Origin of the sequence: [Clostridium] innocuum, from assembly GCA_012317185.1 — a bacterium.
GTDB lineage: Bacteria > Bacillota_I > Bacilli_A > Erysipelotrichales > Erysipelotrichaceae > Clostridium_AQ > Clostridium_AQ innocuum.
Genome location: CP048838.1, coordinates 3,229,761 through 3,249,708, shown reverse-complemented (window position 1 = coordinate 3,249,708; position 19,948 = coordinate 3,229,761). Strand labels below are relative to the sequence as shown.

23 protein-coding genes are annotated in these 19,948 nt (G+C 49.5%); 22 read left to right on the top strand and 1 reads right to left on the bottom strand.

All coding sequences use genetic code 11. The annotated features are described in order from the left end of the window. The first annotated feature begins 54 nt into the window (after positions 1–54). The 14 genes from G4D54_15870 to G4D54_15805 all read left to right on the top strand — a co-directional run bounded on the left by G4D54_15870 (position 55) and on the right by G4D54_15805 (position 11,501). The gene (locus G4D54_15870; GenBank protein ID QJA03806.1) at positions 55–279 is read left to right on the top strand and encodes an acyl carrier protein; all 225 of its coding nucleotides are present in this window, start codon (positions 55–57) and stop codon (positions 277–279) included. Positions 280–334: 55 nt separating this feature from the next. After that, entirely contained in the window at positions 335–796 is a 462-nt protein-coding gene (gene accB / locus G4D54_15865; protein QJA03805.1) for an acetyl-CoA carboxylase biotin carboxyl carrier protein, read from the top strand. Next, positions 793–2,160 (top strand): acetyl-CoA carboxylase biotin carboxylase subunit, encoded by a 1,368-nt coding sequence (gene accC, locus G4D54_15860; GenBank protein ID QJA03804.1) that lies wholly within the window; start codon positions 793–795, stop codon positions 2,158–2,160. The genes accB and accC overlap by 4 nt, the downstream gene beginning before the upstream one ends. Then, positions 2,144–3,016: an acetyl-CoA carboxylase carboxyltransferase subunit beta gene (locus tag G4D54_15855; protein ID QJA03803.1), complete on the top strand. Its 873-nt coding sequence runs from the start codon at positions 2,144–2,146 to the stop codon at positions 3,014–3,016. The genes accC and G4D54_15855 overlap by 17 nt, the downstream gene beginning before the upstream one ends. Further along, complete coding sequence (locus G4D54_15850) at positions 3,013–3,945, top strand: acetyl-CoA carboxylase carboxyltransferase subunit alpha (protein ID QJA03802.1); 933 nt, start codon at positions 3,013–3,015, stop codon at positions 3,943–3,945. The genes G4D54_15855 and G4D54_15850 overlap by 4 nt, the downstream gene beginning before the upstream one ends. Continuing rightward, positions 3,932–4,906, top strand: a complete 975-nt coding sequence (locus tag G4D54_15845; protein ID QJA03801.1) for a ketoacyl-ACP synthase III — start codon at positions 3,932–3,934, stop codon at positions 4,904–4,906. Before G4D54_15850 ends, G4D54_15845 begins: the two co-directional genes overlap by 14 nt. 10 nt (positions 4,907–4,916) lie before the next feature. Further along, positions 4,917–5,867: an enoyl-[acyl-carrier-protein] reductase FabK gene (locus G4D54_15840; GenBank protein QJA03800.1), complete on the top strand. Its 951-nt coding sequence runs from the start codon at positions 4,917–4,919 to the stop codon at positions 5,865–5,867. Further along, entirely contained in the window at positions 5,860–6,915 is a 1,056-nt protein-coding gene (locus G4D54_15835; protein ID QJA03799.1) for a nitronate monooxygenase, read from the top strand. Before G4D54_15840 ends, G4D54_15835 begins: the two co-directional genes overlap by 8 nt. Positions 6,916–7,004: 89 nt before the next feature. Further along, on the top strand, positions 7,005–7,955 hold the full coding sequence (gene fabD / locus G4D54_15830) for an ACP S-malonyltransferase (protein QJA03798.1): 951 nt from the start codon (positions 7,005–7,007) through the stop codon (positions 7,953–7,955). 4 nt (positions 7,956–7,959) lie between these two features. Further along, positions 7,960–8,691: a 3-oxoacyl-[acyl-carrier-protein] reductase gene (gene fabG, locus G4D54_15825; GenBank protein ID QJA03797.1), complete on the top strand. Its 732-nt coding sequence runs from the start codon at positions 7,960–7,962 to the stop codon at positions 8,689–8,691. Next, the gene (gene fabF, locus G4D54_15820; protein QJA03796.1) at positions 8,692–9,930 is read left to right on the top strand and encodes a beta-ketoacyl-ACP synthase II; all 1,239 of its coding nucleotides are present in this window, start codon (positions 8,692–8,694) and stop codon (positions 9,928–9,930) included. Between the two features lie 2 nt (positions 9,931–9,932). After that, positions 9,933–10,367, top strand: a complete 435-nt coding sequence (gene fabZ, locus G4D54_15815) for a 3-hydroxyacyl-ACP dehydratase FabZ (protein ID QJA03795.1) — start codon at positions 9,933–9,935, stop codon at positions 10,365–10,367. A 105-nt stretch (positions 10,368–10,472) separates the two neighbouring features. After that, positions 10,473–10,811 (top strand): holo-ACP synthase, encoded by a 339-nt coding sequence (locus G4D54_15810; GenBank protein QJA03794.1) that lies wholly within the window; start codon positions 10,473–10,475, stop codon positions 10,809–10,811. 6 nt (positions 10,812–10,817) lie between these two features. Beyond that, on the top strand, positions 10,818–11,501 hold the full coding sequence (locus tag G4D54_15805) for a 1-acyl-sn-glycerol-3-phosphate acyltransferase (protein QJA03793.1): 684 nt from the start codon (positions 10,818–10,820) through the stop codon (positions 11,499–11,501). Between the two features lie 967 nt (positions 11,502–12,468). Here the strand turns inward: G4D54_15805 and G4D54_15800 are convergent. Then, positions 12,469–13,074, bottom strand: coding sequence for a hypothetical protein (locus G4D54_15800; protein QJA03792.1), 606 nt, complete (start codon positions 13,072–13,074; stop codon positions 12,469–12,471). A 331-nt stretch (positions 13,075–13,405) separates the two neighbouring features. On the opposite strand from G4D54_15800, the gene G4D54_15795 reads away from it, so the two are divergent. From G4D54_15795 to G4D54_15760, 8 genes are all read left to right on the top strand, one after another. After that, positions 13,406–14,155, top strand: coding sequence for an AAA family ATPase (locus G4D54_15795; GenBank protein QJA03791.1), 750 nt, complete (start codon positions 13,406–13,408; stop codon positions 14,153–14,155). A 199-nt stretch (positions 14,156–14,354) separates the two neighbouring features. Then, positions 14,355–14,777 (top strand): phosphonate C-P lyase system protein PhnG, encoded by a 423-nt coding sequence (phnG, locus tag G4D54_15790; protein ID QJA03790.1) that lies wholly within the window; start codon positions 14,355–14,357, stop codon positions 14,775–14,777. Positions 14,778–14,787: 10 nt separating this feature from the next. Further along, positions 14,788–15,366, top strand: coding sequence for a phosphonate C-P lyase system protein PhnH (gene phnH, locus G4D54_15785; protein ID QJA03789.1), 579 nt, complete (start codon positions 14,788–14,790; stop codon positions 15,364–15,366). Between the two features lie 4 nt (positions 15,367–15,370). After that, positions 15,371–16,483 carry a carbon-phosphorus lyase complex subunit PhnI gene (locus G4D54_15780; GenBank protein QJA03788.1) on the top strand — a complete coding sequence of 371 codons (1,113 nt, stop codon included), beginning with the start codon at positions 15,371–15,373 and terminating at the stop codon, positions 16,481–16,483. Continuing rightward, entirely contained in the window at positions 16,467–17,315 is an 849-nt protein-coding gene (locus tag G4D54_15775) for an alpha-D-ribose 1-methylphosphonate 5-phosphate C-P-lyase PhnJ (protein ID QJA05219.1), read from the top strand. The genes G4D54_15780 and G4D54_15775 overlap by 17 nt, the downstream gene beginning before the upstream one ends. Beyond that, positions 17,315–18,157 carry an ABC transporter ATP-binding protein gene (locus tag G4D54_15770; protein QJA03787.1) on the top strand — a complete coding sequence of 281 codons (843 nt, stop codon included), beginning with the start codon at positions 17,315–17,317 and terminating at the stop codon, positions 18,155–18,157. The genes G4D54_15775 and G4D54_15770 overlap by 1 nt, the downstream gene beginning before the upstream one ends. A gap of 10 nt (positions 18,158–18,167) precedes the next feature. Next, positions 18,168–19,337: a phosphonate metabolism protein PhnM gene (phnM, locus tag G4D54_15765; GenBank protein QJA03786.1), complete on the top strand. Its 1,170-nt coding sequence runs from the start codon at positions 18,168–18,170 to the stop codon at positions 19,335–19,337. A 2-nt stretch (positions 19,338–19,339) separates the two neighbouring features. Continuing rightward, on the top strand, positions 19,340–19,948 hold the full coding sequence (locus tag G4D54_15760) for a chloramphenicol acetyltransferase (GenBank protein QJA05218.1): 609 nt from the start codon (positions 19,340–19,342) through the stop codon (positions 19,946–19,948).

Below are 19,948 nucleotides of genomic sequence, written 5' to 3'. Positions count from 1 at the left end.
CCAGTAGTGTTATTCTGGTAGCAGTCAAAGAGAATTTGCACAGGAGGAACAAGTATGTTTGAAAAAGTAAAAGAAGTACTGATGGAGGCCATCAACGTCGACGAAGATATGATTAAAATGGAAGCAAACCTGAAGGATGATCTGGGAATTGATTCCCTGGCAGCCGTGGAGCTTTCTCTGGAGCTGGAAACAGAATTTGATGTACGCATTGAGGATGAAGAGCTGGCAAAGCTGGTTACCGTAGCAGATATCGTAAGCCTGCTGGAAAGCAAAGCGTAAACAAGAGAAAAGCCAAGATACCTTGGCTTTTTTAAAATCCGTAGGAGGTAAGTACATGAATACAGATAAGATCCAAGACATCATCCGCGTTTTCGAGGAAAGCGGACTTCACAAAATGGAGCTGGAAGTGGATGACATGAAAATAAAAATGGAGAAGGGGGCAGCTGCGGACAGCAGGGCTGCGCATATGGAACCGGTGATAACGGAGCCGCTTCCTCCTGTAGCAGCACCACAGACTGCACCGCTTCCTGCAGCGGAAGTGAAGAAGGCAGCGGGGACCTGGGTGAAGGCGCCGCTTGTCGGTACCTATTACAATGCCCGTTCCCAGGGGGGGACGCCGTTTGTAGAAATCGGCCAGCAGGTGAAAAAGGGGGATGTCCTGTGTATCATCGAAGCTATGAAGGTCATGAATGAAATTCCTTCCCCAATGGATGGTATCGTACAGGAGATTCTGATAACCAATGAAGCGATGGTGGAATTTGATCAGGAGCTGATCCGCATCGGTGAGGCCGCATGATCCGCCGACTTCTCATCGCGAACCGTGGAGAAATCGCGGTTAGAATCATCCGTACCTGCAAGGAAATGAATATTGAAACAGTTGCGGTGTATTCCACTGCCGATAAAGAGGCGCTGCATGTTCAGCTTGCGGATTATGCCGTATGCATCGGCGGTCCAAGAGCCAATGACAGCTATCTGAATATGAAGAATATCCTAAGCGCAGCCTGTATGACAGCCTGTGATGCGATTCATCCGGGCTTTGGCTTTCTGAGTGAGAATGCGAAGTTCGCCCGACTGGTGCTGCAGTGTGGTCTGATCTTCGTCGGTCCCAATCCGGATGTGATTGAGCAGATGGGAGATAAGAACAACGCCCGCCGCTGTATGATGGAGGCCGGGGTACCGGTCATTCCCGGCAGTAAGGATCTGTTGGAAACCGTACAGGATGCCGCAGCCATGGCAGAGAAAATCGGATATCCGGTGCTGATCAAGGCAAGCAGCGGAGGAGGCGGACGCGGAATGCGCCGTGCGGATTGTGCCGAAGAGCTTGCGGATGCCTTTGATACGGCGAAAGCGGAGGCCCGTGCAAATTTTGGGGATGACGCCGTCTATATGGAAAAATTCATCGTTGAGCCGAAGCACGTCGAGGTGCAGCTGATGGCGGATAAGCACGGGAATGTCGTACATCTGTATGAGCGTGACTGCTCCTGTCAGCGACGCAACCAGAAGCTGCTGGAGGAGGCGCCCTGCCATATATTAAAGGAAGATGTACGTGAACATCTGCTTCGTGATGCCGTGCGTGCCGCAGAAAGTGTCGGCTATGACAGTGTGGGAACGATCGAGTTTCTGCTGGATGCCCGTGGAGAATACTATTTCATGGAAATGAATACACGGATCCAGGTGGAGCATACCATTTCCGAGGAAATATGCGGCATCGACCTGATCAAGCAGCAGATTCGCATTGCGGATGGTCATAAGCTTGCCTATAGGCAGGAGGATATCGTCTGCCGTGGTCATGCCATCGAATGCCGTATCAATGCGGAGAATATCAAATATAATTTTGCGCCCAGTCCGGGACAGGTGAGCTTTATCAACTTTCCGCTGGGACGCCGTGTGCGCATTGAAAGTGCGGTATACAACGATTATAAAATACCGCCATACTATGATTCCATGATTGCCAAAATCATCACCTATGCGGATACCCGTCTGGAATGCATCAAGCGGATGCGCTCCGCACTGGAGGAGCTGTTGATCGAGGGTGTGGAAACCAATATCGAATTTCAGTATCTGTTACTGCATCATCCGACATTTGTCGGCGGCCGCTACGATACCGGCTTTATGGAATCATTTATAAAGGAGCTGAAAGAGGATGGAACAATTATTTAAGGTACGAAAGAACCGTCTGGACCTGTTTAAAAAACGCCGTACTCTGCCGGTAAGAGAACCGCTGGAGGCTCCGGATAATCTGTATAAAAGCTGTCCACAATGCAAGGAGAGTATCCTGTTTGAGGATCTTATGCACAATCTGTATGTATGTCCCCATTGCGGACATCACATGAAGCTGACCGCACGGGAACGCCTGCGCCAGATCGTGGATGAAAACAGCTTTACCGAGCTGGATCGAAGGCTCTTTCTGAAAAAGGAGCAGCTTGCTTTTCCGGGCTATGAGGAGAAGCTTTCCCGCCTGCAGAAGAAAACAGGTCTGCAGGAAGCGGTTGTCTGCGGTGCAGCGAGCATTGGTGGCTTTCCGTGTGCGATCGCCGTGATGGACAGCAATTTCTTTATGGGCAGTATGGGACAGATCGTCGGAGAGAAGATTACCCGCTGCATCGAATATGCGACGAAGAAGAAGCTGCCGCTGCTGATTTTTACGACAAGCGGCGGAGCGCGTATGCAGGAGGGAATCCTCTCTCTTGTCCAGATGGCAAAAACAAGTGCGGCACTTGCGAAGCACAGTGATGCAGGGCTGCTGTATATATCCTATCTGACACACCCGACAACCGGCGGGGTAAGCGCAAGCTTCGCCATGCTGGGGGATATCATTCTAAGTGAACCGGACTGCCTGATCGGCTTTGCGGGAAAACGTGTTATTGCCTCCACGGTCAAGGAGGAGCTGCCGGCCAACTTTCAGAAGGCAGAGTTTCTGCTGGAAAAAGGCTTTGTGGATGCGATTGTGGAGCGAAAGGACAGCAGGGATACCTTGCGGCGTATCCTGAAGCTGCACGAAAGGAGAGCATCATGAGCATAAAGGAAGCAGAAAGCAGCATTGCAGTTCTGGAAGCCGAGCTGGCAAAGCTGGATGCCATGGATCCTCACGCCGATGAGCTGCGTTTACAGATCGATCATTTACGAGAGGAAGCAATGCTGCAGCTGGATGCCTGGGATACCGTTTATCTGGCACGCCATCCCAAGCGTCCAAAGGCTGCAGACTATATCCGGGCACTGTTTCCGGATTTCATGGAGCTGCATGGTGATCGCTGCTATGGAGATGATGCGGCCTGTCAGGGCGGCATTGCGACCTTTCATGGAAGAAGTGTAACCGTTCTTGCCCAGAGCAAGGGAAAGACGCTGGAGGAAAACATGCAGCGCAACTTCGGAATGCTGCATCCGGAGGGCTATCGCAAGGCAATCCGACTGGCAAAGCAGGCGGAGAAGTTTCACCGTCCCATCATTACGCTGGTCGATACTGCGGGTGCGTACCCGGGAAAGGGTGCCGAGGAGCGCGGACAGGCGGAAGCCATTGCGCAGTGTCTGGCAGTGTTCTCAGAAATCCGTACCCCGGTGCTTGCCATCGTATTAAGTGAAGGCGGCAGCGGTGGTGCACTTGCCTTTTCGGTTGCGGATCACATCATGATGCTGGAGCATGCCATCTATTCCATTCTCTCCCCGGAGGGCTTTGCGAGCATTCTGTGGAAGGATGAATCCAGAGCGGCAGAGGCAGCCGGTGTGATGGAGCTTACGGCAGCGGATTTAAAGCGCAAGGGTATCATTGATACGATTATCGCGGAACCAAAGGGCGGCGCGCATATCTGCTTTGACTATGTAGTCGAGCATCTGCGGGAGCAGCTGGAATATGTTCTGGATGATTTGTGCAAGAAAAAGGAAAAGGTACTGCTGGCAAAGCGGTATGAAAAATATCGAGTGATGGGGGCAAATTATGAAGAGCTGTAGCATCAAGGGACTGGGCTATGCGCTGGCAAAACGCCGCGTTACCAATGAGGAGCTGAGCACCTTTGTCGATACGAATGACGAATGGATATCCAGCAGAACGGGAATCCGTGCCAGATATATTTCGGAAGAAGAGAATACGAGTGATCTTGGTGCACGTGCGGCCCGTATGGCAATCGACAAATCCGGCATTGATCCTAAAGAGATTGACCTGATCATCACAGCAACCTTCACACCGGATCAGACAACCCCTTCCACGGCGTGTCTGATTCAGGAAAAGCTGGGTCTGAACAATCAGCATATGATGGCGTTTGATCTGAATGCGGCATGCAGCGGCTTTCTGTACGCATTGCAGAGTGCCCATGCCATGCTTGCGGCAGGACAGGTGACGTGTGCCCTTATCATCGGTGCCGAGGTCATTTCCAAGCAGCTGGACTGGAACGATCGCTCCACCTGTATCATTTTTGCGGATGGAGCCGGAGCTGCCATCGTGAAGCAGGAGGATACGAATAAGCGTATGCTGCATTTTGCAGGGAGTATGGGAGATGCCGCCGGTGTGATTCACAGTGATGCACCCAAACCAAGACCCTTGTTCTCAGAACAGCCCTATCAGCCCTCCGTGGTCTGCATGGAAGGAAATGCGACCTTTCGCTTTGCGGTGAAAGCCATGCAGGAGGCCATTGAGGATGTACTGAAACAGGCAGGGGAACGCATTGAGGATATCGACTGGATCGTACCGCATCAGGCAAATGTGAGAATCATCAACAACGTATGCAAACGCATGCACATCGACAAAGAGCATGTGTATATCAATATTGAGGAATATGGAAACACCTCGGCCGCAAGTATTCCGCTCGCTCTGGGAGAAATGAGTGAGAAGGGCTTGCTGCAGCCGGGTATGAAAATCGTTCTGAGCGGATTTGGTGCAGGCTTTACCTGGGCCGGCTGCTATATCGAACTGTAAGGAGAGCTGTATGTTAATAAATGAATTGTTAGGAATCAAATATCCGATTTTCCAGGGAGCGATGGCAAATATCGCAACGCCGGAATTTGCGGCAGCCGTATCCAACTGCGGCGCACTTGGCATTATCGCAACTGGTGCCATGGATGAGCACCAGACACGGGAGGCAATCCGTACCTGTAAGCAGTTAACAAATAAGCCGTTCGGCGTCAATGTCATGCTGATGAATCCGCATACGCAGGCCATCATGCAGGTGATCTGCGAGGAGCAGGTTGCGGTGGTTACCACAGGTGCCGGCAATCCGGGACCGTATATTCCGGCTTTAAAGGAAAGCGGCTGTAAGGTGATTCCGGTTGTGGCAAGTGTGGCACTGGCACGCCGCCTGGAAAAGTCCGGAGTGGATGCCGTCATTGCCGAGGGTGGAGAATCCGGCGGTCATGTGGGAGAAACAACGACCATGTCACTGGTACCGCAGGTCGTGGATGCTGTGTCCATTCCGGTTCTGGCAGCCGGAGGAATCGCAAGCGGCAGGCAGCTGAATGCAGCACTGTGTCTGGGCGCTGTAGGTGTGCAGGTCGGTACCTGTCTGCTGCTGGCAGAGGAATGTCCGATCCATGAAAATTATAAAAAGGCTGTTATGAAGGCGAAGGATATGGATTCTGTTGTCACCGGCAGAAGTACGGGAACACCGGTCCGTATTCTGAAAAATCAGATGGCGCTGCAATATCTGAAGCTGGAACAAAGCGGAGCTGATAAGGAAGAAATGGAAAAGCTGACACTGGGCGGTCTGCGAAGAGCCGTTCTGGAAGGTGATATGCGTCATGGCTCTGTTATGATGGGGCAGGTTGCCGGTATGTGTAAGGATATCCGTCCGTTACAGGATATCCTCGACTCTTTGATTCACGAAAGTGAAGAAGAGGTGGTAACGCTGCAGCAGGCGGTAAAGGAACTGTGCTATGAGTAAACGCATTCCCATTGGTTCAAAGTATCTGGAAAAGCCGATTATTCAGGGTGGTATGGGAGTTGGTGTTTCGCTGGGAAATCTTGCCGGTGCTGTCATGAAGGAAGGCGGCATGGGTGTGATTTCTGCGGCACATCCGGGATATCGCAAAGAAAATTTCTGGAAGGACCCCCTTGCCTGCAACATGGAAGCAGTATATGAGGAAGCAGCCAAAGCCAGAGCAATCAGCGGGGGCAGAGGTCTTTTGGGTGTCAATGTGATGGTCGCATCCCATCATTATGAGGACTATGTGAAGGCTGCCATTGGGGCAGGCGTGGATGTTATCATTTCCGGTGCAGGTATGCCGATGAATTTGCCGTCTGTGGAAGGCAGCGATCAGGTGGCTCTGGCACCGATTGTATCCAGTGGTCGTGCCGCGCGTCTGATTCTGAAAAGCTGGGATCGTCATTATCATCGCTGTCCGGATTTCATCGTTGTGGAGGGAAGTCTGGCGGGCGGACATCTGGGCTTTAAGAAGGAAGAGCTGCTGTCCGGCAAAGTGAAGGAGCTTTCCGAGCTGGTCTGTGAGGTACTGCAGGAAATACAGGCATATGAGGAACTATACCAGACAAGCATTCCTGTATTTGCGGCGGGTGGTGTGTATACCCGTGAGGATATTGCGGCATTGTTGAATATCGGTGCAAGCGGTGTCCAGATGGCAACCCGTTTTATCGCAACAACGGAATGCGATGCGGATCTGGCATTCAAGCAGAAAATCGTAAACGCCAGGAAAGAGGATATTACGCTGGTGGCGAGTCCGGCAGGACTTCCGGGCCGTGCTGTGATGACAGCGTTCATGCGCAATGCGTCAAAGGGCAGAATTGCCCCAAAGCACTGCATTGGCTGCATGAAGCCGTGTGTTCCTGCTACCACACCGTATTGTATCAGTGATGCACTCGTGCATTCGGTAGAGGGCGATGTGGAAAACGGTCTGGTATTCGCAGGAGCCAATGCATGGCGTGTTACGGACATCGTGAGTGTGCATGATCTCATGGCGGAGCTGTGTGCGTAATGTATCAGCTTACGTAAATGCAGGAGCTTAAAAACGTAAAGTATCAGTTAAATAGAGAACGGTTTATCAGTAAGTAGGAACTGCGCAGGATGCGCGGGGAAATGGAGTCAGGCATGAAAACAGCATTTCTGTTTTCCGGTCAGGGAGCACAGTATCCCGGCATGGGAAAGGATTTATATGAAAACTACGACAGTGCAAAGGCGGTCTTCGACAGCATAGCAACGGATTTTGATGTGAAAACGCTTTGCTTTGAAGGACCAAAGGAGCAGCTGGACGATACACAATATACACAGGTGGCAATTTTTGCCCACGCAATGGCGGCAGCGGCTGTATTACAAGAAAACGGCATACATGCAGATGTGACTGCCGGACTGAGTCTAGGAGAATACAGTGCTCTATGCTATGCAGACTGCTTTTCAGTACAGGCAGGCGCAGAAATTTTGCGGGAACGCGGAAAGCTGATGGCCAATGCACTTCCATCAGGAACGAGTGCGATGGCTGCGGTATTGATGCTGGATAAAGAAGCGATTTTGAACGCCTGTGAAGCGGTACAGGATATCGGTGTATGTGAAATCGCCAATTACAACTGTCCGGGACAGATCGTCATCACAGGTGAAAAAGCAGCGGTTGAGGCATGTGGAAAAAAATGTCTGGAGGCAGGCGCACGAAGAGTGATCCCCTTACAGGTATCCGGTGCCTTTCATTCCTCCTTATTGCAGGAGGCCGGAAAACAGCTGCATCAGGTGCTATCGGCTTATGAGCTGAAGACACCGCGCATCCCGGTATTGCATAATCTTACTGCGCGTGTTGCGGACCGTCCACTCATCGATTTGTTAAGTGAACAGATTTCACACAGCGTACTGCTGGAGGATACCATAAGGAATATGCTGGCAGACGGTGTTGATACCTTTATCGAGGTAGGTCCCGGTAAGGCGGTCAGCGGCTTTGTAAAGAAATGTGCAAAGGGCATGGATGTGAACATACTGCATGTGGAAGATGCGGCAAGTCTTGCGGAAACGCTGGATTATATGAAAGGATAAGGCTATGGAAAGAAAAACTGCATTTATCAGCGGGGCATCCCGTGGAATCGGGGAAGCCATTGCGATTACCCTGTCAAAGGAATACAACGTGATCATTAATTATGCACACAGTGAAGAGGGAGCCCGTGCGGTTCTGGCACAGTGTGATCCTGAAGGTCATCACAAAATGATACAGTGCGATATCTCCGATGGAGAGCAGGTAAAGGCCATGCTGGAGGAAATCGTAAAGGAATACGGACATCTGGATGTCGTGGTAAACAATGCCGGTATTACAAAGGATAATCTGCTGCTGCGTATGAGCGATGCGGATTTTGATGATGTTATCCGCGTCAATCTGAAGGGAACCTACAACTGTATCCGTCATGTCGCAAGGATCATGATGAAACAGAAATCCGGAGCAATTGTCAATATGGCAAGTGTTGTCGGATTATGCGGAAACATGGGGCAGGCCAATTATGCAGCGAGTAAGGGCGGCGTGATTGCATTGACGAAAAGCTGTGCTAAGGAGCTTGCGTCAAGAGGTATCCGTGTGAATGCCGTTGCGCCGGGCTTTATCGCTACTGCGATGACGGACAAGCTGGCAGACAGTGTTAAGGAAAGTGCGCTTGCCTCCATACCGATGAAAAAATTCGGAGCAGTTCAGGATGTTGCCAACGTGGTGAAGTTTCTGTGCAGTGAGGACAGTACCTATATCACAGGGCAGGTTATTGCCGTAGACGGCGGGATGGTGATGTAAATGAAGAGAAGAGTTGTCATAACAGGGATGGGCGTTGTATCCCCGATTGGAAATGATGTGGAGCAGGTCTGGGACAGTGTTCAGCACTCCCGCTGCGGTATTGATAGGATTACGCATTTTGATGCGGGTGACTTCCGTGCCAAGCTGGCCGGTGAGGTCAGAAATCTGGATATGGAGCAGTATTTCACAAAGCGTGATCTGAAATTCAATGACCGCTTTACACAATTTACACGAATAGCCGCAAAGCAAGCATATGAAAACAGCGGTCTGCAGGATGCGGAATTCAACCGCGATCGCTTTGGTGTGATCATCGGTTCGGGAATCGGTGGTATTTCCACAATTGAGGGCGCGTCCCAGACGATTGAAAGCCGTGGACCAAGCCGTATCTCTCCGTATTTCATTCCCATGTCCCTGATCAATCTGGCAGCGGGAAGTGCTGCCATTGATATGGATGCACACGGCAATGTTTCCAGTGTGGTGACTGCCTGTGCGGCGGCAACCAATGCCATTGGAGAAGCCTTCCACCGCATTCGTGACGGCTATGAGGATGTGATGGCTGCCGGGGGAAGTGAAGCGGCAGTAACACCGGTGGCGATGGCAGGATTTGCGAGTATGCGGGCACTGCATGAGGGAGAGGATCCCAATCGTGCTTCTATTCCCTTCGATGTGGAACGCAAGGGCTTCGTTATGGGAGAGGGAGCCGGTGTGTTGATTCTGGAGGAGCTGGAGCATGCGCTTGCCAGAAATGCGGAAATCTATGGGGAGGTCATCGGGTATGGCAGCACCTGTGATGCCAATCATATAACGGCACCGCTTGCGGATGGAGCACAGGCGGCCCGTGCCATGACCATGGCAATCGAGGATGGAGCTATTACAGCTGCGGATGTTGATTATATCAATGCGCATGGAACTAGCACGCCGCTCAATGATGCCAGTGAAACTTTGGCTGTGAAAAAGGCGTTTGGTGCTGCAGCGATGAAGCCGTATGTATCCAGCACGAAATCCATGTCCGGACACCTGCTTGGTGCCAGCGGGGCACTGGAAGCGATCATTTCGACACTGGCAGTGAAGAACGGCTTTGTGCCGGCAACGATCAACTATCGTCATGCGGATCCTGCCTGTGATCTGAACCTTGTGGTCAATGAGGGGAAGCAGGCGGATATCCGTATCGCCATGTCCAATTCTCTGGGCTTCGGCGGACATAATGCGAGCATCCTTATTCGCAGATGGGAGAAGTAAGCATGATCTATAACAGTGATGATATTCAGAAAATCATACCGCACCGCTATCCGTTTCTGCTGGTGGACCGCATTGAGAGCATCGAGGGAAACAAGGTTGTGGGAATCAAATGCATCAGTGCCAATGAGATGCAGTTTCTCGGACATTTTCCGCAGAAGGCAATCATGCCGGGTGTCCTGCAGCTGGAGGCGCTGGCACAGACCGTGGCAGTCATGCTGCTGAGCAAGGAAGAAAACAAAGGGAAAATCGGATTGTTTGCCGGTATCAACAAGGCGCGCTTCAAGCGTCAGGTGATTCCCGGGGATGTGTTGAAGCTGGAGGCAGAGGTTACCAGAGAACGTATGGGTATCGCCTTCGTGAATGCCGTTGCCAGCGTGGATGGTGAGGTTGCACTGACTGCGGAAATGATGTTTGCGGTGGAAGATCCGAAGAAATAAAAAACCGTGTACGCAGCACGCATTTCCAGCTCAACAACTGCTGCGCACAACGGGTGGAAATATATCGCTTTTCGCCCGTATATAATAAGGAAAAGAGGTAGGGCTATGCTGCTTGGAGTAGGCTGTGATATTGTGGAAATCGTAAGAATAAAACGTGCTATGGAAAAGGAATCGTTTCTGCGTGTGCTGAGTGAACAGGAGCGAAAGCTGTTTGACCGCATTCCAAAAGAACGCCGTGCGGAATGGCTGGCAGGTCGCTTTGCGGCTAAGGAGGCGGTTATCAAAGCGGTGCATAAGGAGAAATCCTATGTCCTTTCCGCTGTTGAAATTCTTGCGGATGCCGCTGGTGCTCCCACATGCTATATCGCAGGTCTTCAGGTAGAGGTATCCATATCTCATGAAAAAGAATATGCCATTGCCTATGCAGCGGCGATGAAGGAGTAGGTGTTTATGTATATATTGCGAAGTCTGTATCTTCTCTGGCTCATTCCAAGAAGCTGGATCGATGCTGTCCTTGTACGGAAAAAACCGTTTGCACAGCGGTATGCATGTATGAAGAAATGGTCGGAAAGGCTGTTGTCGCATTATCGTGTGACACTGGATGTACAATTTCAGGAACAGCTGCCTAAGGATCTGCCGATTTTGTTTGTATGCAATCACCAGAGCGAATTCGATATGCTGCTACAGATGGCTGTCCTTGATCTGCCGTTTACCTTTATCTCCAAAAAAGAAAATGAAAAGGTGCCGTATGTGGCTGCGTGGTCAAAGACACTGGAGGTCATACTATTTGACAGAGAGGATCGCGGAAGTGCCATTCGTATGCTGCGGGAGGCCGCAAGACGGCTCAAGGCGAAGGATAATCTGCTGATTTTCCCGGAGGGAACCAGAAGCAAGGGCGGTGTAATGCATCCCATGCAGGCTGGCTCCATGCAGCCGGCGTTTATGGCAAAGGCTTGCATTGTTCCTATAGTATTAAAAAATTCCTACGACTATATGGATGTGATGAAGCATAAGGGAACGTTTCATATTCATATCCTAAAGCCGCTGTATTATGAAGATTACAAGCCTTTAAAGGCGGAGGGTGTAACTGTACAACTGCAGGAGGAAATGCAGCGGGTTCTGGATGAAGCATAAAGAGAGATAACGGCTGATTCATGCGGCCGTTATTTTTGTTCTATAATCCTATTGGAAGTGACATTTTAAATCCATAAAATAAAGCGTGACAAGCATTGTTTAGATATGCATCAATATCCGAGATAGATCATCCTATTTTTAGAAAAATGTGTTTTTAATGATATGTTTTTATTAGGAAAATGTGCAAAATATAAGTGGATATATTAGGAATACTGTGTCAAGCTAGATTTAACAATGAAAGGACGGTGATTTCCTTGGAACGTAATGCAATTGAAAACTTAATGGAATGGAAGGCTAGTGAAGAACGCAAAGCGATGGTACTAAAGGGTGTCCGGCAAGTTGGAAATAATGTAAAGTTAGAAATAATGTAAAGTAGAAGTTTTAAAGCCTTTATTTATAAGGGAATTGAGCGAAACCACTTTACATTATTTTTTTATATGCAAATACTTCTTTTGTGGAATCAACCACGAAGGAGGTCCTAACTATGGACAAAATTAAAATATCGCATTGTGCTGATGCATTAATTGATATAATGCACAAAAAAACATTATAAAGATTCAACTATAAATCAGTACAAAAAATGTTTTACAGATTTTTTGAATTATTCAAAGGAAAGGCATAAAGAATATTTTGAAGAAGTAATTGCCATTGAATATGCAAACTTAGTCACTGGTTTAGAATTAAAAGATCTTGTACATAATTATTTGACGCTGATCATTAACACCTGTTTAATTATGGGCTTTTTTATATCTTTTCCCTTTGATCAGACCATTATCCTCGATGCAGCCGTTTTCGCATAGCTCTCTTAATAGGGTTTGAATTCTTCTCTCCTTCACCTGCAGCAACTGAGAAAGTCAGAAGAGCGATACCATACATCCGGCTGCATCATAGCGATTATCATTTCATATTGCTGAAGTGTTTTCTTCCCGCAGTTTTGCTTCTTCATCCTTCTTTACAAACGTCAACGTTAAAATCGTGCGTCCCGGATTATATGATTCTTCAATAACCGGCTCCATCCATCCCTCCTGATCCCATACAGAGAATAGCTCCGGAACCCCACTGCCTGCACGCTCACCAAACCGATCAGGTTAAACATCTTCATGAATGCTTTGTTTCTTGGATCTGATTCGCCTCCTACTTTCATTTGATATTTTCCAACACGAATCGTACCCGGATTTTCAATAATCAATATATCGTTTTTCTGCTTGATTACAATGCCTCTAGGAACATAAAAATCGGAATTCACCAAACAGTTCGCAAGTACCTCACGCAGTGCTCGATGAACCGGGGTATCATCCACCCGTTCACCACCATTCATTTTAAATGGTACTTTTACATTTAGAATAATTTTGTTGTAGACCCGGAAGTAAAAATCAAAGAGGTTTCCCGTCCATTCGCCTGAAGAGGTGTATAAGCGGTCAGTCCAGCGAATCGTGGGGTCCAGCATTTCACGATAATCCAGAGAATATTCATGATAATGGCGTACGATTCGATATTCGTTGCCGAACATGAGTAAGCCTGCGCCTGTAGGGTGAAACGTTCCATGCTTATCCTTACCTATTGTCCCGATCATACATAAGTAATCTTCATCACTGAGGTCGATCCAGGGATGTGACGGCTTGAAAAAGCGATGCCTGTTTCGATATTTGTGAACCGTTTCCAGATTTAAAATCGGAAACCTCTAAGCTTTCCATAACATTCATATCTGAAGTTTGTTCCACCTGATCACGAAGCATAGCTTTCACCTGTTCATCGACCACTGAGGTGGGCGTATTCTGCCTGCTTTTTAGATAAAGCATATCCCCGTAATTCTGAAATATATGTTATGATACATACAAGAAATGCATCCAGAATTCCCATACGATATGCGGTTTATAACCACCGGATTCTCAGGAGGAGCACACATGATAAAAAACAGATATATCAGTAATGTTAAAATTGCAACACCGCCTGCTGCGGACTCCTATCTTGCAAGTTTGCCGGCCGTTCGCTGTCTGAGTAGTATGGGTCAGCTGTCCTTTGATGCACCGGTCACCTTCTTTGTCGGAGAAAACGGTACTGGAAAATCCACTCTTTTGGAAGCAATCGCTGTCTCCTACGGCTTTAACCCGGAAGGAGGCACTAGAAATTTCAACTTTTCAACACAGGATGCCCACTCTTCTTTATATGAACATATTCAGCTGGGGAGAGGCGACTATCCAAAAGACGGTTATTTCTTACGCGCAGAGAGCTTTTACAATCTCGCCTCTAATATCGACGAGCTTGATCAATATCCGGATCGTTCCCGCCATATCATCGACAGCTATGGCGGAGTATCCCTGCACCGGCAGTCTCACGGGGAAAGCTTCCTCTCTCTGATTCACAATCGTTTTGGCGGCAATGGGCTGTATCTGCTCGATGAGCCGGAGGCGGCGCTGTCTCCCTCCCGCATTCTCACGCTGATTGCAGAGGTGCATGAACTGGTTCAACAGAACTCTCAATTTATCATAGCCACCCATTCTCCCATGCTTATGGCCTATCCCTATGCAAAGCTTCTGGAATTCTCAGAAGCAGGCATTCAGGAAGTTTCTTATAAGGATACCGAGCACTACCAGCTGACAAGAAGATTTCTTGAACAGCCCGAACGCTATCTTAGCTATCTGCTGGAGGAATGAAGTGAAAAGCGGCAGGAGCTGCCTCCCATAAGCAGGGCCTGCTTCCTCTGTTTCTACAAATTGACATTTTGATCGATATGCCACGGTCAAAATGTCTTTTTTTACACCTTTTTCATCATTTCCATACACAATGTTTACAACCGCTTAACAAACCTCTCTTGGCTACAAGGTAAGCTATACTCGTAACAAGGAGGAGCTTATGAAACGTAAAGAAAGAACCCGGATTCTGGTAAACTGTTCAAATGAATTCCTCACACAGTGGGCGCAATATTTTGAACAGCAGACGCAGTTTCATGTCATTGAGGAACCGAAAAATGCTTTGACAATGCTTCGTATGAGAGAAAGCGCACAGCATTCCCTCTTTTATCTGGGAGAGGTGCTGGTCAGCGAAACCAGAGTAAAGTGCAGGGATACAATCGGCATTGGACTGATACAGGGAAATGAGCTGGAGAAATCCTATGCTCTGGCAGTGATCGACGCTGCCTGCAATGCAGCGCTTGACGGTGTGGATCAGCTGGAAAAGGCTCTGACTCAGGAGAAACAGAAGCAGGATGCTGCACATGCACGACATGTGGCAGGTATATTGAAAACACGCGTGAACTTTGAAACGATGGATGTGTAAGGAGAACAACATGAACTTTGATATGGTATTTGATATACAGCATGCCTACCGTCAGGTAGTTCATGCCTTCGCCTATCCCGGTGAAATAGTAAGTCTGAGGCAGGAGGCGGACAGGTTGGAGGCTGGGCTGCCATGCCGGGCTGCTACCGGTGTACTGCTGTATATGCTGCTGGATGCGGATACCAGCTTTCATGCTGTGGAGGAGGAACAGCTGACAGACAGCATCGCCAGACTGACCTACTGTCAAAGCTGTTCGCTGGAAACCGCAGCACATGTCATTGTGACAGGGAAGCATAGGAACAGACTGTGTGAAATCATGCAGAAGATTCAGACAGGCACGCTGGAGGATCCGCATCTGGGAGCGACGCTACTTGTGGAATGTGATTCTCTGCAGGAGGGAGACGAGCTGATATTACGAGGTCCCGGCATACCGCACGCACATACGATTGCTTCCCCGCTAAACAGTGACTGGGTGGAGGTCCGCGCTCTTGTGAATGAGGAATTTCCTCTGGGCTTCGATATGCTTTTGATCGATGCGGATGCGAACTGTATGGCGCTGCCGAGAACAACACAGGTGGAAAGGGGATAGGACAATGGCATATGTAGCGGTAAAGGGCGGCGAACAGGCAATTGAGGAAAGCCTGCGCCGATTAAAATATGAACGTGTCAAAAAGGGCGCCGGTGCTAGTGTTGATCAGATTGAACAGGGCATGCGGCTTTTGGTGGATCAGGTGATGAGTGAAGGCAGTCTGTACGACCCCTCCCTCGCCGCACTGGCAATCAAGCAGGGAGAGGGCAGTATGGAGGAGGCGGTATTTCTGCTGCGAAGCTATCGCTCCACACTGCCGCGCAGGTACTACTCCCATATTATTGACAGTCGGGAAATGGAGGTCGAACGCAGAATATCCGCAGCCTTTAAGGATATCCCGCAGGGACAGCTTCTGGGTACGAGCTATGATTACGTACACCGCCTGCTTGACTTTGATCTGTTGCAGGAGCGTGAGGAGGAGCTGAAGAAGTATGTGGAGGCGTTTCTGAGTGAGGAATGCACCAAAGAGAAAACAGATTTGCGCCTTCCAAGGGTCAGCGACTATCTGCGCAGGGAAGGGCTGCTGCCACCGGTGGAAAATGATAATCGTGCTCCGAAGGATGCCACAAAGCAGATGCTCAGCTTTCCCACGCAGCGCAGTGAGCGTCTGCAGATTCTAAGCAGAGGGATGACGCAGGCGGTAACCGCACTGGGCTATGCTTCCCTGCGCGGCTATGGTGTTGTGCATCCGACAGTGGGGGAGCTGCGTGTGGGGCAGCTGCCAATCAGTGTTCCGGATCCTCTGCAGCCAGAGCATGAGGATGATTCCTATTATATCGGAGAAATCAAGGTGACAGAGGTAGAGAGTCTGATCCCGGTTACCATAACCGATCCAAATGGGGAAAAGGAGCTGGAATTTAAGGTCGGCTATGGTATCACCATGGGGCAGAACGAAACCAAGGCAATCGCTATGAGTATTCTGGATACATGTCTGGAAAGCGAGGATAAAGGCTTTGCGGTCAATGACGAGGAATTTGTGCTCTACCATATTGATGCGGTGGAGGCAACCGGCTTTATATCGCACTTAAAGCTTCCCCACTATGTCACATTTCAATCGAAATTAAACAGCATGAGAAAAACAAAGAAGGAACAGGCCGATGATGAAAAAGAAATATAATTTTGCCTTCTTCGATGAAGGCAGCAAGCGGGAAATCCGCAGAGCCTCACTGAAGGCCATCTGTATACCCGGATATCAGGTGCCCTTTGCGTCCCGGGAGCTGCCGATTGCCAGAGGCTGGGGAACCGGCGGACTTCAGCTGAGTCTTTCGCTGGTCGGTCCAAGGGATATTGTTAAGGTGATTGATCAGGGCAGTGATGAAAGCGTCAATGCCATCAGTATCAAAAATCTGATCAGGGCCACCACGGGAGTAGAGCTGACCACGCATACGGCTCTTGCCACCCTCATACAGTCACGTCACCGTATACCGGAGGTACCTCTTAAAAAAGACCAGATTCTGATTTTACAGGTACCGACACCGGAACCGCTGCGGGAATACGAGCCAAGCGAGCGTGCAACCAGACGACTGCATGCCGAAAAGGAATATACCGGGGCCTGGCTGCTGCTTTTTGAACAAATTATGAAATATGGAAGAGTAACCATGGGTGCCGATCATCCGGTACTCGTAAACGACCGCTATGTGACGGCTCCCTCTCCCATCCCCCGCTTTGACAATCCGAAAATGATGAGAAGCGAGGCACTGATTCTTTTGGGAGCCGGACGGGAAAAGAAAATCTATGCGATTCCACCCTATACGAAGGTCGTATCGCTGGACTTTGATGATCATCCCTTCGAGACCGAGGATTTTCAGGGGAAATGCTGCCGGCTGTGCGGGGCATCTCATGTCTATCTGGATGAAATCATCGATGAAACAAATGGCAGTGTCAGCTATCAGTGCAATGATACCAGCCAGTGTCTGGAACGCCTGAATGCGAAAGGAAGGGAAGCATAATGGACTACAACGATGTACCGCTGATGCGTGTATCACATCTCAACAAACGCTTTGGTGAGGGCTGTCCCCATTGCCGCAGCCATTCAGTAAAGCTGCAGGGAAACTATTGCCCGAAATGCGGAACCGTATATGCCTGCCGGGATATCAGCTTTGATGTATATGACGGGGAGATTCTTGGCGTGGTGGGAGAAAGCGGCAGCGGCAAGTCCACCATGATGCAGTGCCTGTACTTTGACCAGGAGGTGACAGGGGGCAGCTGTACAATCCGTACCTATAAAAACGGAGCTGCCAACATCTTTGAGCTGACTGCCCAGCAGCAGCGCTATATCCGCAATCACGTACTTGGCATGGTATATCAAAATCCCTATCTCGGATTGAAAATGAATTTTTCTAGCATGGGAAACATCGCTGAAAAGCTGATCGCGGCAGGAAAGCGCAATGTGAAGGCTATGAGTGAACGCGGTGAGGAGCTGCTAAACGCTGTGAAAATTCCGGTGCACCGCATGAAGGAGGAGCCGAGGAAATTTTCCGGCGGCATGCAGCAGCGTGTTCAGATTGCCAAGGCTCTCAGCAACAATCCGCCGATTCTTCTGCTGGACGAGGTCACAACCGGACTGGATCTATCGGTGCAGGCAAATGTATTAGACCTGATTAAGAAAATACAGCGGGAGCTGGGGGTATCCATGCTTGTGGTATCGCATGATCTGGGGGTGATTCGCATGCTGGCGGATCGAACGATTGTTATGCTGGATGGGGAAATCATTGAACAGGGACTGACCGATCAGGTCATGGAGGATCCGCAGCACCCTTATACCCAGCAGCTTGTATATTCATTATTATAAGGAGAACATCATGATTGCAATCATAAATGGAAACATCGTACAGGAGCATGGTATATTAAAGGATCACGCTCTGCTGATTGAACAGGAACGTATCTATGATATCGTTCCACAAGCAAAGCTTGCCTCTATGCGCATTGATGAGGTGTACAACGCCTATGGGGGATACATCACACCGGGCTTCATCGATATGCATTCGGATCATATCGAAGCCATGGCGGCACCGCGCCCCAGCAGCATCATGGATATGGAGCTGGCTGTATATGAATTCGAAAAGGAATGCTGTACCCATGGCATCACCACCATGTTTCACTCCGTCAGTATCTGGGAGGGAGTCGGAGCTTCCCCCATGCGACGTCCCGAGCTCGTCAGGCAGCTGGCGGATATCATAGAAAAAAGCCACACGCAGCTGCATCTGATTCATCACCGCTTTCACATGCGCTTTGAAATCGACAATCAGAAGCAGTTTCCACTGATGCTGGACTATCTGCGTCAAAAGCGTGTTCACCTCATTTCCTTCATGGATCATACACCGGGACAGGGGCAGTACCGTAATATCGAGGTATACAAAAGCTATGTCCGCAATGCCCGAAGCATGAGTGAGGAGGAGGTTGCGGAAGAGGTGGCGCGCCGCATGAACAGCGACAAGCTGACACTGGAGAATATGCAAACGGCAGCCAGACTGGCAAAGGCGCAGGGCATCTCGATCGCCTCACATGATGATGATACGATTGAAAAGCTGGATGTGGTGCAGAAGTTCGGGGCAACCATATCGGAATTTCCAATCACGCTGGAGGTAGCCAGGGAAGCAAAGAAACGCGGTATGTACACGGTTGTCGGCGCACCGAATATTCTGCTGGGCGGCAGTCATTCCGGCAATATGAATGCGGCGGACGCTATCGCACAGGATGCAGCGGATATCTTATGCAGTGATTATTATCCGGCAAGCCTTCTGCATGCGGTATTTCTGATGACTAAGAAGGGACAGCGTCTGGAAGAGATGGTGAATAAGGTGACCATACACCCTGCACGGGCTACCGGCATTGATCGGGACTACGGTTCCATTGAAAAAGGTAAAAAGGCCGACCTGCTGATTATCCGTATCCTGCCCAACGAGCTGCCGGCAATCACCGAGGTCTTTGTGGACGGTATGTGCATCGCACAGAACCATTACCGGGTATAGCCATGCTGAGCAGAGAAGTAACCATCGAACAGGATGTAGAGCTAAACCAGGTAAGCTTTTCTATATATAATAAGGTAGGCGCACACAGTGTCATTGAAAACAGTTCCTTTGGCAGGTATTCCTATTGCGAGCCGTATGCGATGATACAAAACACGATCATTCACAGCTTTGTGGATATCGCAAGAAATGTACGCATCGGAGCAACCCAGCATCCCCTGCAACGCCCTACGACTCATCATATCACCTACCGGCGCAGAATGTACGGTGTTCGGGATACGGATGATGAAGCCTTTTTCGAGCAGCGCAGAAGCAAGCTGACAGAAATCGGACATGATGTATGGATCGGGCATGGCGCCTTGATCGAGGCAGGCGTGAAGGTCGGTGATGGAGCCGTAATTGGCAGTGGTGCCATTGTGACACACGATGTTCCACCCTATGCAATCGTTGCAGGGGTCCCCGCAAAAATTCTTCGTTTTCGCTTTGACTGCGAGCAGATTGCCGCCCTTTTGGATATCGCCTGGTGGAACTGGGAGGATGTAGTATTCCGCAGTCGAATTGATGATTTTTCATTGGACATTGACATATTTATCCGTAAATACAGGAAAGGGTGA

Coding starts and splice junctions, on each gene's coding strand:
- G4D54_15770 (QJA03787.1), top strand. CDS start 17,315: ATGGACTACAACGATGTACCGCTGATGCGTGTATCACATCTCAACAAA.
- phnG (QJA03790.1), top strand. CDS start 14,355: ATGAAACGTAAAGAAAGAACCCGGATTCTGGTAAACTGTTCAAATGAA.
- G4D54_15850 (QJA03802.1), top strand. CDS start 3,013: ATGAGCATAAAGGAAGCAGAAAGCAGCATTGCAGTTCTGGAAGCCGAG.
- G4D54_15775 (QJA05219.1), top strand. CDS start 16,467: ATGAAAAAGAAATATAATTTTGCCTTCTTCGATGAAGGCAGCAAGCGG.
- G4D54_15795 (QJA03791.1), top strand. CDS start 13,406: ATGATAAAAAACAGATATATCAGTAATGTTAAAATTGCAACACCGCCT.
- phnH (QJA03789.1), top strand. CDS start 14,788: ATGAACTTTGATATGGTATTTGATATACAGCATGCCTACCGTCAGGTA.
- fabG (QJA03797.1), top strand. CDS start 7,960: ATGGAAAGAAAAACTGCATTTATCAGCGGGGCATCCCGTGGAATCGGG.
- fabZ (QJA03795.1), top strand. CDS start 9,933: ATGATCTATAACAGTGATGATATTCAGAAAATCATACCGCACCGCTAT.
- G4D54_15835 (QJA03799.1), top strand. CDS start 5,860: ATGAGTAAACGCATTCCCATTGGTTCAAAGTATCTGGAAAAGCCGATT.
- phnM (QJA03786.1), top strand. CDS start 18,168: ATGATTGCAATCATAAATGGAAACATCGTACAGGAGCATGGTATATTA.
- G4D54_15845 (QJA03801.1), top strand. CDS start 3,932: ATGAAGAGCTGTAGCATCAAGGGACTGGGCTATGCGCTGGCAAAACGC.
- G4D54_15840 (QJA03800.1), top strand. CDS start 4,917: ATGTTAATAAATGAATTGTTAGGAATCAAATATCCGATTTTCCAGGGA.
- fabD (QJA03798.1), top strand. CDS start 7,005: ATGCGCGGGGAAATGGAGTCAGGCATGAAAACAGCATTTCTGTTTTCC.
- G4D54_15760 (QJA05218.1), top strand. CDS start 19,340: ATGCTGAGCAGAGAAGTAACCATCGAACAGGATGTAGAGCTAAACCAG.
- G4D54_15805 (QJA03793.1), top strand. CDS start 10,818: ATGTATATATTGCGAAGTCTGTATCTTCTCTGGCTCATTCCAAGAAGC.
- G4D54_15810 (QJA03794.1), top strand. CDS start 10,473: ATGCTGCTTGGAGTAGGCTGTGATATTGTGGAAATCGTAAGAATAAAA.
- G4D54_15870 (QJA03806.1), top strand. CDS start 55: ATGTTTGAAAAAGTAAAAGAAGTACTGATGGAGGCCATCAACGTCGAC.
- fabF (QJA03796.1), top strand. CDS start 8,692: ATGAAGAGAAGAGTTGTCATAACAGGGATGGGCGTTGTATCCCCGATT.
- accC (QJA03804.1), top strand. CDS start 793: ATGATCCGCCGACTTCTCATCGCGAACCGTGGAGAAATCGCGGTTAGA.
- accB (QJA03805.1), top strand. CDS start 335: ATGAATACAGATAAGATCCAAGACATCATCCGCGTTTTCGAGGAAAGC.
- G4D54_15780 (QJA03788.1), top strand. CDS start 15,371: ATGGCATATGTAGCGGTAAAGGGCGGCGAACAGGCAATTGAGGAAAGC.
- G4D54_15855 (QJA03803.1), top strand. CDS start 2,144: ATGGAACAATTATTTAAGGTACGAAAGAACCGTCTGGACCTGTTTAAA.
- G4D54_15800 (QJA03792.1), bottom strand. CDS start 13,074: ATGATCGGGACAATAGGTAAGGATAAGCATGGAACGTTTCACCCTACA.